The following is a 15,134-nucleotide window of genomic DNA, read 5'->3' on the forward strand; positions in this document are numbered from 1 at the left end:
ATATTTAATTAATATTAATAAAGAAAATATTATTAATGATTTATTAAAAAAATTAAAACCTTTAACAAATGAAATAAATTATTCTTATTGTGAAAAATCATTAATATTTTTAAAAGAAAAATTTAAAGATAAAAATAATTTTGAATTTATTATTGAAAAACCAATTAGTCATAATGATATTGCCGGAACACCAGATTTAGTTTATTTAGATAAATTACAAAATAAGTATTATTTAGTTGATTATAAAACTTATGCTTGTATTGATAAAGATAAATTAAAAAGAATTAAATTACAATTAACTGCTTATTATTGAATATTACAAAATAATGGTATAAGTCTATTTAATAAAACTTATGTATATTTAACAAATAAAAATGAACAAAAAGAAATAGAAATTGAAATAACAAATGAATTATTAATTGAATGATTTAATGCAAAAACAAAATATTTTAAAGGAGAAATTAAAAATGAAAATGAATAATTTAAATAAAGAAGAAATAGAAAAAATTAAATATTTAAATGAATTATTAGAATATGCGCAGGATGAAGTAATTGAATTTGAAATTAGAAAACAAATTAAATATGAATTAAGTTTATTAAAAACAAGGATAAATAAATATGAATAGAAAAGAATGATAAAAATGATTACTGAAAAAACAATTAAAGAAAAAACTATTTATTCTTGTAATTCAATTGAATTTGATAAATTACCTAAAAAATTAGATAGTAATCTAAATAATTGAATTATTATTAATAGTCATTTAGTTATTAATCTAAATAAAAATATTGAAGTACATTTAGATAATAGATTTAAAAAATTTAAAAAATGAAAGTAGAAGGAGAAATAAAAAATGACTAATAATTTAAGTAATATTAATAAAAATCAATTAACTATTGAACAATGATTTACTAATAAAAATCAAGGGAGTATTATTAATGAAAAAGAAATACAAAGATTTAAAAGTAATGTATTAGCAATTAAAAATAATTTAGGTTTAGTAAATGCTAATTTAGGAACTATATTAGAAAGTTGTTATCAAGCAACATTATTAAATTTACCATTAGAAAAAAACTTTGGTTATTGTTGAGTTGTACCTTTTAAAGGTAAAGCACAATTTCAAATGGGTTATAAAGGTTATATTCAATTAGCATTACGTAGTCAACAATATAAAGAAATTAACGTTAGTGATGTAAGACTTGGTGAAATTAAAAAAATAGATAGATTAAAAGGTATTAAATTTACTTGAATACAAAATGAATTAGAACGTTTAAAAGCACCAGTAATTGGTTATGTTGCTTATTTTAAATTAAAAAATGGTTATGAAAAATATTTATATATGAGTAAAGAAGAAATAGAAAATCATTTTAATACTTATAGTGAAACTTATAAAAAAAATAAAAAATTTATTGTTAGTAGTTTTGAAGCAACGGCACTTAAAACTGTACTAACTCAATTATTAAGAAAATGGGGCATTATGTCAGTTGAATTACAAACTGCTTATGAAAATGACCAAGCAGTCATTACTGAAACTGAAAAAATATATATTGATAATCCAAATTGAGATAAAACCAAGATATTAAAGGTGTTTGTGACTTTGAAAATATAGTGCCCGTGAGAATACTGAATGTTTGATGACATTTCAAACATCTCATTTTTCTTAAATTAGAAGTATTCAAATTAAAACTAGAACACCTAATACATTTGCTTTGTTTCAAACTTGCTATATATGCAAGACATTGTTTTTCAGTTTGAAAAGTATTATTGAACTCATTCAATTTCATTGTTTCCTCCACAAGTACATGTGGGGAGAAGTCCGTAAAAAAATTATAGTAAAATTAATATTCCCCAATGATCCACAATTTAGATTAAGATCACAATAATAATATCTCATTTTGGGACACAGGAATAATTTTAAAATATTTAGTTTTTCTATATTTTAAAAATATACTTTTAGGTATAATTATATAATAACTTTTAACTAAATTGAAGGAGCAAAAATAACTAAAATGTCAAATTTTAATATTGAATTCATTAAACAAATAGCACCAACTACAATATTATATCGTGGTCAAAGCATATATAAAAATAATTATTTAACATTACTTAAAAAAGAAATAATTAATATCAGTAATGAAAGAAATCAATTGATTTTTATTTTTTCCTGTTTAGCTTCACAAAGTAATGAAGAGTATAAAGTTGGAATTAGTTTTTTATATTTTAATAATAAAGTTGAGTTAGAAAAGGTAACATGTAATTGCATGTATGTTTTAACTAATCGATCTGATTGTAAACATATTATTGGTGCTTTACTTTATTGTTTTTATAAATCAAATGGAGATATTTTACAATGAAGTGGCTTTCTCCAACCAACTACTGATTTAATTAACTTTTTTAAAATGCAACAATCATCTAATAAAATTGTAACAACAGATACTATTGATTGTAAAATTACATGTGAAATTATTAATGAAAACAAAGCTGCATTAAAATTTAGTGTCGGAATTAAAAATTTCCAAGAAGTAAAAGATATTAATGAATTTTTGGAATTATTAATGAAAGAAAAACCGACATTTGTGCAAGAAAGACGTTTTGCCAATCTTTATGGTATTCCTTTAATTCCTGAATCAGAACAATATAGTAACAAATTTTTAAGATTATTAAAATTTTTAAAAGAAGAAACAGAGTTGTTTAATCATTCCCAAATAGCACAATTTAACTATGTTTATCATAAAAATAGAAGCAATTGTTTTAATATGTTAGCGTTACAAACGGAACGTTTTTTCAAGTTTATGAAAAATGAAAGAATTGATTTAGTAATAAAAGATACTTTATATGCTAATGTTCCCATAACTGAAAAATACTACCAAGTTAATTTAAGTGTTAAACTCCAAGATAATAAAATTCTAATTAAAAATGAAAAGACTAACCCTTTATTTTTAACTATCCGCCTACAAACCATTTTCGATAACAATAAAATATCATTTTTACAAGATAAATATCTTAATAGTAGTGGGTTTATTTTACAAACCATGAACTTGCAAAATAAAAATGAAATTTTATTTGATGAAAAGGGTAGTCAAGAAGCATTTCAATATATTATTCCTGTTTTAAAACAAGAAACAGATATTGTTACTATTGATGAACAAATACCAGAATATGTTGAAAATAACAGTTTAGTAATTGAAAGTTACTTTGATTTTGATGGAAAATCAGTAATCTTAAAACCAATTTTTAATTACAGTAAAGTCTTTTTTGATATAGATAATAATCGTAATCACCCTACAAAACTAGTAATCCGTGATTATGATAAAGAAAAAAAATACTATAATTTTATCAATTTACTACCATTTGTTAAACAAGATAATCAACTATTTTTAAGTGATATTAATGATATTATGAAATTACTAGACCAATTCCTACCACCATTAGAAGAACATTCAACCATTTATTATACTGATGATTTTAAAAAAGTACGTTTTATTGAGTTTAAATTAGTTACTAGTGCTGTTCGTCTAAACCCAGAAAATAGTCTGTTAGAATTTGATTTTTCCTTAGGCAAAATCCCTGCTACAGAACTACAAGCAATCTTTAATGCCATGAAATCTACTAATAAATATCACCGCTTAGAAGATGGTGCGATTATTGACTTGCAAAATAAAACACTACAAAAATTTGCGAAATTGATTGATAAATTTGATGTCCCAGTAAATGTTCTAGCACCTGGTAAATTAAAATTACCAAAATTTAACGCCTTCTTTTTAGAGCAACAACTAAAATCATTTAAAGGTGTGTCAATTAAAAAAGATCAATTTTTTAAAGATTTTGTTAAAAAAGTTAAAAATTTTGCAGAAAATAAAATTACTATTAATTCAAACCTTAATGCTACATTACGTGATTATCAAATCAAAGGTCATCAATGATTAAAAACCTTAGCCGGAATTGGGTTTGGTGGCATTCTAGCTGATGAAATGGGTCTTGGAAAAACATTACAAACTATTAGTTATATTGCTCAAGAATACGAAGAAAATCCCAGCATGAAACCAATATTAATTATTGGCCCTGCTTCTATTATTTACAACTGAGAAAGTGAATTCAATAAGTTTGCTCCTCACATAAAAACTATTGTTATTGCTGGTGACAAAGCGACAAGAAAATCTATCTTATCTGATCATCAAAATTACCAAGTGTTAATTACTTCATATCCACTATTACGACGTGATTTTACTCAATATGAATCTCTATCATTTTCTCATTGCTTTATTGATGAAGCCCAACACATTAAAAATCCTACTTCGTTAAATGCCAAAGCTACTAAAGATATTAATGCTCCAATTCGGTTTGCCCTAACAGGAACACCAATTGAAAACAATTTAACAGAGCTATGATCAATCTTTGATTTTGTATTACCTGGTTTCTTATTATCACACCATAAATTTAAAAAACAATATGAAACACCAATTGTTAAAAATGAAGATAAACTGTTATTAAACGAATTAAATAGTAAAGTACAACCTTTTATTTTGCGAAGATTAAAAAAAGATGTAACTTTAGAGTTACCTGATAAAATTGAAAATAAAATTATTATTGAGATGACTGACCGTCAGAAAAAAATGTATAGTGCCTACGTGAGTGCTGCCAAAAAAGATTTAGATGCTACCATTGATACTAAAGGTTTTAACCAAAGCAAAATTAAAATTTTAGCTGTCTTAACAATGTTACGTCAAATTTGTTGTGACCCTAGTATTTTAAATGAAGGTTATGCTAATGAAAGTTCTAAAATTGATGCTTTAAAAGACATGCTATCAGAGTTAATTGGTTTAGGACATAAAATTTTAATTTTCTCTCAATTTACTTGTGTTTTAAAAAATATTGCTCCCATTTGTGAAAAATTAAATATTAACTTTCTTTATTTAGATGGTAGCACTAAAACCCAATCACGTTTAGCGATGGTAGAAGAATTTAATAATGATAAAAATATTAGCGTATTTCTAATTTCTTTAAAAGCAGGAGGAGTTGGTCTTAATTTAACTAGCGCTGATGTTGTAATTCACTTTGATCCATGATGAAATCCATCAACAGAAAACCAAGCTACTGACCGTGCCCACCGCATTGGACAAAAAAAAGTTGTCCAAGTCATCAAACTAATTACCAAAGGCACAATTGAAGAAAAAATAATTACCATTCAAGATAAAAAACGAGCAATGATTGATTCTGTAATTGATAGTTCTGATGATGCACAACTAATTACTAACTTAAGTGAAACTGAACTAAAAAGTCTACTAGATCTAAATTAATTTTCGGACTTCTCCCCACATGTACTTGTGGAGGAAACAATGAAATTGAATGAGTTCAATAATACTTTTCAAACTGAAAAACAATGTCTTGCATATATAGCAAGTTTGAAACAAAGCAAATGTATTAGGTGTTCTAGTTTTAATTTGAATACTTCTAATTTAAGAAAAATGAGATGTTTGAAATGTCATCAAACATTCAGTATTCTCACGGGCACTATATTTTCAAAGTCACAAACACCTTTAATATCTTGGTTTTATCTCATCTTTAGATGAATAAACACCAAACATGGAATTCCATCAACTGATGTTGCAAAAGCATTGGGAGTGACCTTGAAAACAGCTTGAAGAATGGGTCATAAAATCCGAAGTGCCATTGCTAAACAAGAACCTCAATTCATTGTTGAGGGCATAGTGCAAATGGATGAAATGTATCTTTCACATATGGGTTTTAAAAAACAAGGAAGATCCTTGTTGAACAAAACCTTGATTGTTGGTATTTATGAAAAAACAACCAACAATCTGATTGTGAAAGTATTGAAAAACGCAAACAGTAAAAATCTTTTGCAGTTTGCAATAAACCACATTTCTTCAAAGTGTGATGTACATACTGATTCTTGAAAAGGATATCGCGATTTGAAATCGGTTTTCACTAAGCATGAAACAGTTAACCATCAAGATGGCTATGTTTCAAAAACTGGTGTAAATACCAACCAAATTGAGTCAGTATGAAAACATATACGAAGAACATTTAAAACACATATCAAAGTTGCAAAACATCATATTCATTTATATGCAAAAGAAGCTGCATATAAATTCAATAACATACCTAGTTTTGAAACTGTAATGCTATGTTTAATTTAAAAATGTGGGGAGAAGTCCGTAGATAGGCTTTTCTCAGCATTTATGTGATAAAATTTAAAAATAGTACATAAAGGGAGAAAAGCCTTTTTAAATATAATTTGCGTTTTATTAGTATTAATAGTTTTTACTAAGCCTTCTAATTGTAAAAATAAACTTCTCAAATCCAACATCACATTTTCAATTTCAAATTTTAAGTTCTTATCAATTTTCTTTTGTGATTTAGTTTTTTCCAAATTAAGATAATTAACCATAATTGTCATATTAAAATAGTCAATTAGACTAATAACACCATCTTTTTTAAACATATACACTTATCCACCATTCTTTTATTATTGAATAATATAACCTTATGTTTTTCTAATATCTATATCTAAACACTATTTATCATAACAAAGTTTAGTAACTAAGTCATTAAAAACTAGCAAATTTGTCTTTCTTTCTAAATTATAGGTGTTCAAAGTTACTGTAAAATAAATTTTATTGTTTGAAAATATTGTTTTATCAATAAGATTATTGTATAATAATTTATGAATTAGAATTATAGCAAGACAGCTACAAGCTGTCTTTATTATTTTTAATGTAATATATTAATCTTTCTTTATCAGGGAATAATTAATATATAAACATTTTGAAATAAATCTATTTCAAATATTATAAAAACATAATTTATTTACCAAACTTTAAGGAGGATAAAATGAGCGAAAAAGAACGCAATGAGGTTATTTTAGCAGCAATTAAAGAAATCGCTGAAGAAAAACAAATTAATGAAGAAGACATTATCGAAGCTTTAAAGGAAGGGTTAATTAAAGCTTATGAACGTCAAAGTCAAAGTGATACACTTGAAAATATCCGTGTTGAAATTGCTTTGCAAAAAGGCGAAATTAAAATTTATCAAGATTTAAAAGTAGTAGCAAAGGTAGAAGATATTGATACTGAAATTGCTTTATCAACTGTTAAAAAGTTAAATCCAGATTTAACGATTGGTGATACATATACCAAACTAATCCCCACTGATCAATTTTCACGTTTATCAATTTTTCAAGCTATTCAAGTAGTCAAACAATCAATTCGTGAAGCTGAAAAAATATCAATTTACGATGAATTCATTGACAAAAAAGACCATATCTTAATTGGTACTGTTGAAAGCAGAGAAGAAACATACATGCTTATTAAAATTGGACGTGCTTATGCCTTTTTACCACGTCAAAATCAAATTCCTAATGAAATTCCAACCAAAGATACACCAATTGTTAATACTGAACACATTAAATTTTATGTTGAGGACATCATTAAAAATAAAAACTATGGTCAAATCTTAGCATCAAGAACTCATCCCAACTTCTTACGTTGTTTACTAGAATTAGAAGTACCAGAAATTGCTCAAGGCGTAATTGAAATAAAAGATGTGGCCCGCATTCCTGGGATTCGTGCTAAAGTAGCCATTTTAAGTCATGACCCAAGTATTGATGGAATCGGAGCTTGTATTGGTAAAAACGGCGAACGAACAAAACTAGTTACTACTGAACTAAGTGGTGAAAAAATTGATATTATTGCTTGAAGCCCTGATATTAAAACTTATATTATTAACGCTTTAACACCTGCTAAAGTTATTTCAATTACGATTGACGAACAAAATAAACAAGCTAATATTATTGTCCCAACTGAACAGTTATCATTAGCCATTGGTAAAAATGGCATGGCAGCAAAACTAGCAGCTGGAGTTACTCACTGAAACATTAATATTTCTTCATTAGAACAAGCACAAGAAAACAATATTAAATTCACTTGAAATGGTAATATTAAAGAAAACGAGTACGATAATTTTATCAAAGAGTTGAAAAAGAAAACTCACTGAAATAATAAAGTTCGTTATTAAATAAAAGGAGGAGTTTATGGAAAATCACCCATTAATCCAACGCAAAAAAATCTCTATGCGCAAATGTGTTATTACTAACACTATTTTACCAAAACGCGAACTAATTAGAATTGTTGTTACCAAAGACGGGACACTGCTAATTGATACTTCTGGTAAACATGCTGGTCGTGGTGCTTACATCCAACCCAGATTGAATTTAATTCCTCAATTGAAAAAAAATCAGGGATTAGCACGTGCGCTAAAAACAAAAATTCCCAATGAATTTTATGATGCACTAATAAAAGAAATCCAAGAAAATTGAGACTAATTTTCCCAAACGAAAGGCGAGATGCACATGGCAAAAAAACGAGTATCTCAACAAACACAAAATATTAACCAACAATTAAAACAAAAAACATCACGAATTAACGAAAAAGGAACATTCTTATTTAGTGAACCACTAACAATATCAGAATTTGCCAAAAGTTTAAATCACCCAGTAACCGACATCATCCGATACTTCATGAAAAAAGGTCAACTATTTAATCAAAATAAAGTATTGGACAAAGATAGCATGGCTGAAATCTGTTTAGAATGAGGTTTTGACTTTGAAGAAACCAAAGTCATTACTTATGAAAACCTATTAGAAAATATAGAATTAGATAATGACCCGAAAAAACTAGTAGAACGCCCACCAGTGGTAACCATCATGGGACACGTTGACCACGGCAAAACAACACTACTAGATACCATTCGTAATTCTAAAATTACACACAAAGAGCATGGTGGTATTACCCAACACATCGGTGCTTATCAAGTAAAAACTGCCACTAATAAACTAATTACTTTTATTGACACACCAGGTCACGAAGCATTTACAGAAATGCGTTCTCGTGGTTCTAAAATTACCGATATTGTCATATTAGTAGTAGCTGCTGATGATGGTGTTATGCCTCAAACCCGTGAAGCTATTGACCATGCCAAAGTAGCTGGCGTTTCCATTATTGTTTTTGTTAACAAAATGGATAAACCTACCGTTAACACTGACCGCATTATGAATGAACTATCAGTATGTGGATTAACTAGTGAAGAATGAGGTGGTGATACTATCTTTGTTTATGGTAGTGCCTTAAAACATCAAGGTATTGATGACTTGTTAGAAGTGATACTAGTAGTTGCAGAACTTAAAGAATTAACAGCTAATCCTAGTCGCATTGCTAATGGAACAGTTATTGAATCACACCATGATAAAAACGTTGGATCAATTTGTACATTATTAGTACAAGGTGGAACATTAAAAGTAACCGATATTGTCGTAGCAGGTAGTGTTAAAGGAAAAATTAAACGCTTAATCAATGATTTAGGAAAAGAAATTACTAAAGCAGGGCCATCAATGCCTGTCCAAGTATTAGGTTTTGAAACTGCACCTAGTCCTGGTGAATCATTTATTGTTTTTAATGATGATAAAACAGCACAAAGAGTAGCTCTTGCACGAAAAACACAAGAAACAAATACATCACGTAATAATCGTCAAATTACTTTAGGTAACTTAGTACAAGATGCATCTGATGGTGAATTAAAACAAATTAACGTTATTATTCGTGCTGACACGCAAGGTTCAGTCCAAGCAATTGTGCAAGCCGTACAAAAAATTAATGTTAATGATATTACTGTTAAATTTATTCGGGCCAATGTTGGCGGAATTAGTGAATCTGATATTAAACTAGCCCAAACTTCAAATAGTATTGTTTATGGTTTCAATGTTCGCCCTAATAATGTTGTTCGCACCGCAGCAGAAAATGCTGGCGTTGAAATCAGGTTACATAACATTATTTACAAAGTAACTGAAGAACTACAATTAGCCGCTAAAGGACTACTAGAGCCAACTTTTGAAGATAAAGTCCTTGGTCAAGCACAAGTAATCCAAACCTTTCACTTCTCAAAAGTAGGAACAATTGCTGGTTGTGTGGTTATTGATGGGTTAATTAAACGTAATAGTAAAGTTCATATCATTCGTGATGATGTTGTAATTTACACTGGTGATATTAGCACTTTAAAACATGAAAAAAATGATTTAAAAGAAGCAAAAAAAGAAACGCAATGTGGAATTACTATTAAAAACTATAATGACTTAAAAGAAAATGATATTATTGAATCATTCTTAGTTGAGGAAGTATTGGAGAAATAACATGGCCTTATTAAAATTAGAGCAACAAGCAAGTGCTTTTAAAAAAGAAATAAACATTATTCTTAAAACACAAGCTAACAATATTTTATTCAAAGATATTACTATTACTGATGTTAAAATTACTAAAGATAATAGTTATGCAACCATTTATTGAACTATTTACTTTGATAACATTGATATCAAAGCAGTAAGTGTAGCTTTAGAAAAGGCGAAAGGTTTCTGTCGTAGTGCTTTAGCTAAAACTAGTAGTAAATATAAAGTACCGATTCTCCGTTTTAAATATGATGAAACTAGTACTAAAGTTAAAAAGATTGATGAAATTCTTTCAAACATTAAAAAAAATTCAAATAACAATGAATAATAATAAATAATTTTAATACTTAAATTAAAGCAATAAATCAAGTCTATTTCCATAATTAGACTGACTTTTAAAGGCTAAATTTTTTGAAATTTTCATACTATAGTTGCTATAATGGTAGTAAAAGTGATAACTATGAAAAAAATATTAGCAACAACTTTAATAGCAAGTATGATTGGTGTTAGTAGCGGACAATTATTTCATCAAAATCATGAACATACTACCGATAAAATCCAAACAAATCAAAATTTAATTATTAATACATCAGATCCGTTTTTAGTTAGTGCCAGTTTACTATTAAGTGAAAATACTTATAATTCTTTACAAAAAGATTGAACATATTTTCCAGTTTTAAATACTATTTATAAATTTGATACTCAAGGTGACAGATTACCAGATGAGTTCTATAGTGCAGCAGCAACGTTAATGGTAAAACCAGATACTAACGTTAAAGTAACAATGTAATACATCCTAATGCTGTTCAAATTGTCTTTCAAGCGAATAATATTGTTGGACTTGTTATTTTTTCTATTACTAGTCAATCTTAAAAATAAATTTCATTAACACTAAAATATCTATTCTTTACAAAAAATAGATATTTTTTATTGTTTAATTAAAAACCTGGTTTGAATAATAAACGCACTGTCAGGACAAATGACTCCAACCTTACTATTACTATACATCATTAGTTTAAACATGTTAATTCAATTGCAATAATAATTAAAATTTAAACTCAAATTTTTAAAATTACCAGTATAATAAAAAAAGGAATTATCAATAAAATAAGGGAACTATTCAGTAGCAACACAGAAAGGAATGCTACCAATGGCACAAAAAATTTATTCAACACCCAGCAGTGATGATTTTTATGCTGTTCCCCATTTTAAATCATCAACAATGTTGAATGGTCTGACCAGAGCGAACAGATAATTGAAGACTAGGGGCAAAACCAGCCCAACAAAAAATTACAGCAATTGCTAATATGTTAACGGACTTCTCTCCACATGTACTTGTGGAGGAAACAATGAAATTGAATGAGTTCAATAATACTTTTCAAACTGAAAAACAATGTCTTGCATATATAGCAAGTTTGAAACAAAGCAAATGTATTAGGTGTTCTAGTTTTAATTTGAATACTTCTAATTTAAGAAAAATGAGATGTTTGAAATGTCATCAAACATTCAGTATGCTCACGGGCACTATATTTTCAAAGTCACAAACACCTTTAATATCTTGGTTTTATCTCATCTTTAGATGAATAAACACCAAACATGGAATTCCATCAACTGATGTTGCAAAAGAATTGGGAGTGACCTTGAAAACAGCTTGAAGAATGGGTCATAAAATCCGAAGTTCCATTGCTAAACAAGAACCTCAATTCATTGTTGAGGGCATAGTGCAAATGGATGAAATGTATCTTTCGCATATGGGTTTTAAAAAACAAGGAAGATCCTTGTTGAACAAAACCTTGATTGTTGGTATTTATGAAAAAACAACCAACAATCTGATTGTGAAAGTATTGAAAAACGCAAACAGTAAAAATCTTTGGCAGTTTGCAATAAACCACATTTCTTCAAAGTGTGATGTACATACTGATTCTTGAAAAGGATATCGCGATTTGAAATCGGTTTTCACTAAGCATGAAACAGTTAACCATCAAGATGGCTATGTTTCAAAAACTGGTGTAAATACCAACCAAATTGAGTCAGTATGAAAACATATACGAAGAACATTTAAACACATATCAAAGTTGCAAAACATCATATTCATTTATATGCAAAAGAAGCTGCATATAAATTCAATAACATACCTAGTTTTGAAACTGTAATGATATGTTTAATTTAAAAATGTGGGGAGAAGTCCGTAGATAGGCTTTTCTCAGCATTTATGTGATAAAATTTAAATAGTACATAAAGGGAGAAAAGCCTTAATTAATTTTCCATTTTTCTTTTTGCCAGTACAAAATACTATTAATCTCATAGAACATTTTTTACAATTTTTACTATTATGGTTATCATTAAATTTAAATTTTCGATGTCCGTCATCAATATTTATATATAAAGTTTGTTTTGATTTTAATGGTATTTTATGAATATTAATTTTTGGTAATTGAAATTTTCTACAAACAGTACTATTACTTATTAAGTCTTCTATAAAAGTATCGCAAATATCACGATATCTTTTACCATCAGTAAAATATTTTAAAATTTGTTTAATCACATCAGGAGCAAGTTTACTATACTTTTTAACACCAAGATAGAAATCTAATAATAGGGCGCATTAATTTAATAGATAGATTTAAAACTAACAAGAACGATATAACTATCGTTCTTTTTTTGTTAAGAATTAAATCCACTGTCGTAGAAGTCAAATTGTGAGTACGAAATGTAAATACTTCTACATCAGGATAAAAGCGTGATTTTAAAATATTAATAGAATTGTTAAATTATCTAATTGAGATTGATTTATATTAGCGCATAGGAAATAGTTTAACCATAAACCCTGTTTTATTTCTATTTTTAAATCATTACACATAAAGGGGGTTATATATTACATACACAGCTTATCAATTATATATTAACATAAATTAAATAATTAGTAATATATATTTAATTTATTTAGGTCTTGTCACCACTAGTGAACAAGAACCGCAAACATATACGTATTAATATATTGACCTTTCTGCTGTAGGCAACGGTCAATATTAAAAAAGGAGAAATAAAATGACTAGAAATGAATTTAATGAAAAATATAGAAAACATGATATCAAAATTGATAGAGATTTTGATTTACATATTGAGAATTGTTTTAAATTTACTGAAATTAACATATTAGAAGAAGCGATTAATGATTATAAAAAAATAATTAATGAAATGCCATAATTAGTTAAAGATTGATTGTTATTTTTAAAATAATTAAGAAAGGGGGAAAGATAATGCAATATGCTTATTTATTAAAATATAAAGTTAATTATACAGATGAAACAAAATATAAAGTATTTACTAAAATTGAAAATGCTATTAATTTTCATAAAAATTATAAACATCCTATATTAAATGATAATAATTTTGAAAGAATAGTTACTACAAAAGCATTTATTACAAATTATGAAATATTAGTAATGGAATTAGATATAAATAGTTAAAAAAGGAGAATATATATGTATTTATGAAAAGAAAATCTTGAATATAAAAAAACTTATTTAAATAATATTACGGAATTCTCCCCACATGTACTTGTGGGGAGAAGTCCGTTTGATATTTATAATAAAATTCAAATTTACTTTTTAAAAGAAAACGTATCACCAAACTTTAATGAAAACAATGATGAATATAATAATATTGAAACAAGAGAGGGTTTTAATACAGAAGTAATAAATACTAGTGATAGTTGACATTGTCAATCATCAACACATGAATATAATGCAGTAGTAATGTAATGTAGGTGTATTATAAATATTAAGAATAATTTATTTAATATTTTAATGACATTTTTCCTAATTTTATTATTAATATTTTGATAAAAGTAGTATTATTTAATTATGAAACATACATTTAAAATTCAACATTTATATTTATATATTCCTGATTTAAACTATGATGATTTTCAAGGTGCACAACAGTTTTTAACAAAAATAGCACATGAGCTAAAACTTATCATTAAACAATATGATTTAACATTAAAAACAATTTATATTGCTAATAGTACTAAAGCAATTTCTTTGTTATTTTTAAAAAGATTATTATCACTATTAGCACCTATTGTCAAAAATATTAATCAATATAGTTTTGAAACTAGTGTTAATACTATTAATGATAATATGCTAAAATTATTACAAACATTTAGTGTTAACCGTTTAGTATGAAAAGTGACAACATTTCAACAAGAACCAATCAATGCTACTATTCATAATAGTATTAAGATGGGCTTTACTAATTTTTCACTTGATTTAAATTATAATATTCCTAACCAAACAAAACAGCAATTATTATATGATTTACAACAGTGCATTTTCTTGCAAGCACCACACATTAGTTTTGATAATGCTGATGAATATGTTAACTTACAGTTTAAAAAAATAATTAATTATTTTTTAACACTTCATAATTACCATAATTATGAATATTATAGTTATGCAAAAAATAGTAATAACTATTCACAATATACTATTGGTTATTGTTTATTAGAAAGTTATTATGGATTAGGGCCAGATGCTGTTTCTTATATAGAAACTAATAAGGGAGCGCAGATAATTACTAATAGCAATGATATTATTTATCAGAAAACAATTACTGATTTTGATAGTAATCAATGTTTTATTAATAAATTATTGCAAGGTTTACTATTAAGAAGTGGTGTTAAATTAACAAAAAAAAATAAGAAAGATATGGTTAATAACCAACAATTAATTACAAGATTATTGGATAATGGTCAAATAATCATTAATAATCAACAATTATTTTGCACAAATACTGGTTGGGGATTGTTAAATGAACTTATAATTGATATCATAAATAATAGTACTGTGTAAAAGTTAATAACTTATAACATTGTTGTATAATATTGCATAATTATTT

General features: G+C 26.7%; 18 protein-coding genes. 15 read left to right on the plus strand and 3 right to left on the minus strand.

The window, feature by feature from the left end; genetic code table 4:
* Positions 1-467 precede the first annotated feature (467 nt).
* Genes ACFEL4_RS05070 through ACFEL4_RS05080 form a run of 3 tightly spaced genes read left to right on the plus strand, consistent with a single transcriptional unit; the run spans position 468 to position 1,607 of the window.
* On the plus strand, positions 468-626 hold the full coding sequence (locus ACFEL4_RS05070; protein WP_375316825.1) for a hypothetical protein: 159 nt from the start codon (positions 468-470) through the stop codon (positions 624-626).
* Positions 627-632: 6 nt separating this feature from the next.
* The gene (locus ACFEL4_RS05075; protein ID WP_375316826.1) at positions 633-836 is read left to right on the plus strand and encodes a hypothetical protein; all 204 of its coding nucleotides are present in this window, start codon (positions 633-635) and stop codon (positions 834-836) included.
* A gap of 15 nt (positions 837-851) precedes the next feature.
* Positions 852-1,607 carry a recombinase RecT gene (locus ACFEL4_RS05080; RefSeq protein ID WP_375316827.1) on the plus strand — a complete coding sequence of 252 codons (756 nt, stop codon included), beginning with the start codon at positions 852-854 and terminating at the stop codon, positions 1,605-1,607.
* Here ACFEL4_RS05080 and ACFEL4_RS05085 read toward each other — a convergent pair.
* Positions 1,522-1,782, minus strand: a complete 261-nt coding sequence (locus ACFEL4_RS05085) for a hypothetical protein (RefSeq protein WP_375316828.1) — start codon at positions 1,780-1,782, stop codon at positions 1,522-1,524. The genes ACFEL4_RS05080 and ACFEL4_RS05085 overlap by 86 nt on opposite strands.
* A 225-nt stretch (positions 1,783-2,007) precedes the next feature.
* Here ACFEL4_RS05085 and ACFEL4_RS05090 point away from each other — a divergent pair, with 225 nt between their 5' ends.
* Both ACFEL4_RS05090 and ACFEL4_RS05095 read left to right on the plus strand, forming a co-directional pair.
* Complete coding sequence (locus tag ACFEL4_RS05090) at positions 2,008-5,295, plus strand: DEAD/DEAH box helicase (RefSeq protein WP_375316829.1); 3,288 nt, start codon at positions 2,008-2,010, stop codon at positions 5,293-5,295.
* Positions 5,296-5,334: 39 nt separating this feature from the next.
* The gene (locus tag ACFEL4_RS05095) at positions 5,335-6,156 is read left to right on the plus strand and encodes an IS1595 family transposase (protein ID WP_375316830.1); all 822 of its coding nucleotides are present in this window, start codon (positions 5,335-5,337) and stop codon (positions 6,154-6,156) included.
* Here the strand turns inward: ACFEL4_RS05095 and ACFEL4_RS05100 are convergent.
* A complete protein-coding gene (locus ACFEL4_RS05100) occupies positions 6,153-6,461 on the minus strand; it encodes a hypothetical protein (RefSeq protein WP_375316831.1) in 309 nt (102 codons plus the stop codon). The two genes, ACFEL4_RS05095 and ACFEL4_RS05100, sit on opposite strands and share 4 nt — an antisense overlap.
* Before the next feature lie 389 nt (positions 6,462-6,850).
* Between ACFEL4_RS05100 and nusA the strand changes: the two genes are divergently transcribed.
* The 6 genes from nusA (at position 6,851) to ACFEL4_RS05130 (ending at position 12,385) form a co-directional block, all read left to right on the plus strand.
* Entirely contained in the window at positions 6,851-8,032 is a 1,182-nt protein-coding gene (gene nusA / locus ACFEL4_RS05105) for a transcription termination factor NusA (protein ID WP_375316832.1), read from the plus strand.
* Positions 8,033-8,048: 16 nt separating this feature from the next.
* A complete protein-coding gene (rnpM, locus tag ACFEL4_RS05110) occupies positions 8,049-8,339 on the plus strand; it encodes an RNase P modulator RnpM (RefSeq protein ID WP_308150027.1) in 291 nt (96 codons plus the stop codon).
* Positions 8,340-8,366: 27 nt separating this feature from the next.
* Positions 8,367-10,199, plus strand: a complete 1,833-nt coding sequence (gene infB, locus ACFEL4_RS05115) for a translation initiation factor IF-2 (RefSeq protein WP_375316833.1) — start codon at positions 8,367-8,369, stop codon at positions 10,197-10,199.
* A gap of 1 nt (position 10,200) precedes the next feature.
* On the plus strand, positions 10,201-10,560 hold the full coding sequence (gene rbfA, locus ACFEL4_RS05120) for a 30S ribosome-binding factor RbfA (RefSeq protein ID WP_375316834.1): 360 nt from the start codon (positions 10,201-10,203) through the stop codon (positions 10,558-10,560).
* Positions 10,561-10,683: 123 nt separating this feature from the next.
* Positions 10,684-11,022, plus strand: a complete 339-nt coding sequence (locus ACFEL4_RS05125; protein WP_375316835.1) for a hypothetical protein — start codon at positions 10,684-10,686, stop codon at positions 11,020-11,022.
* A 559-nt stretch (positions 11,023-11,581) separates the two neighbouring features.
* Entirely contained in the window at positions 11,582-12,385 is an 804-nt protein-coding gene (locus ACFEL4_RS05130; protein ID WP_375316836.1) for an IS1595 family transposase, read from the plus strand.
* 71 nt (positions 12,386-12,456) lie between these two features.
* Here the strand turns inward: ACFEL4_RS05130 and ACFEL4_RS05135 are convergent, their stop codons facing one another.
* The gene (locus tag ACFEL4_RS05135; RefSeq protein ID WP_375316837.1) at positions 12,457-12,777 is read right to left on the minus strand and encodes a hypothetical protein; all 321 of its coding nucleotides are present in this window, start codon (positions 12,775-12,777) and stop codon (positions 12,457-12,459) included.
* Positions 12,778-13,280: 503 nt separating this feature from the next.
* Here ACFEL4_RS05135 and ACFEL4_RS05140 point away from each other — a divergent pair.
* From ACFEL4_RS05140 to ACFEL4_RS05155, 4 genes are all read left to right on the plus strand, one after another.
* Complete coding sequence (locus ACFEL4_RS05140; protein ID WP_375316838.1) at positions 13,281-13,439, plus strand: hypothetical protein; 159 nt, start codon at positions 13,281-13,283, stop codon at positions 13,437-13,439.
* 53 nt (positions 13,440-13,492) lie between these two features.
* Positions 13,493-13,702: a hypothetical protein gene (locus tag ACFEL4_RS05145; RefSeq protein WP_375316839.1), complete on the plus strand. Its 210-nt coding sequence runs from the start codon at positions 13,493-13,495 to the stop codon at positions 13,700-13,702.
* Between the two features lie 15 nt (positions 13,703-13,717).
* Positions 13,718-13,996: a hypothetical protein gene (locus ACFEL4_RS05150; RefSeq protein WP_375316840.1), complete on the plus strand. Its 279-nt coding sequence runs from the start codon at positions 13,718-13,720 to the stop codon at positions 13,994-13,996.
* Positions 13,997-14,098: 102 nt separating this feature from the next.
* Positions 14,099-15,088, plus strand: a complete 990-nt coding sequence (locus ACFEL4_RS05155) for a hypothetical protein (RefSeq protein ID WP_375316841.1) — start codon at positions 14,099-14,101, stop codon at positions 15,086-15,088.
* Positions 15,089-15,134 lie beyond the last annotated feature (46 nt).

It is taken from the genome of Spiroplasma endosymbiont of Virgichneumon dumeticola (assembly GCF_964264745.1).
Taxonomy (GTDB): Bacteria; Bacillota_I; Bacilli_A; order Mycoplasmatales; family VBWQ01; genus Spiroplasma_E.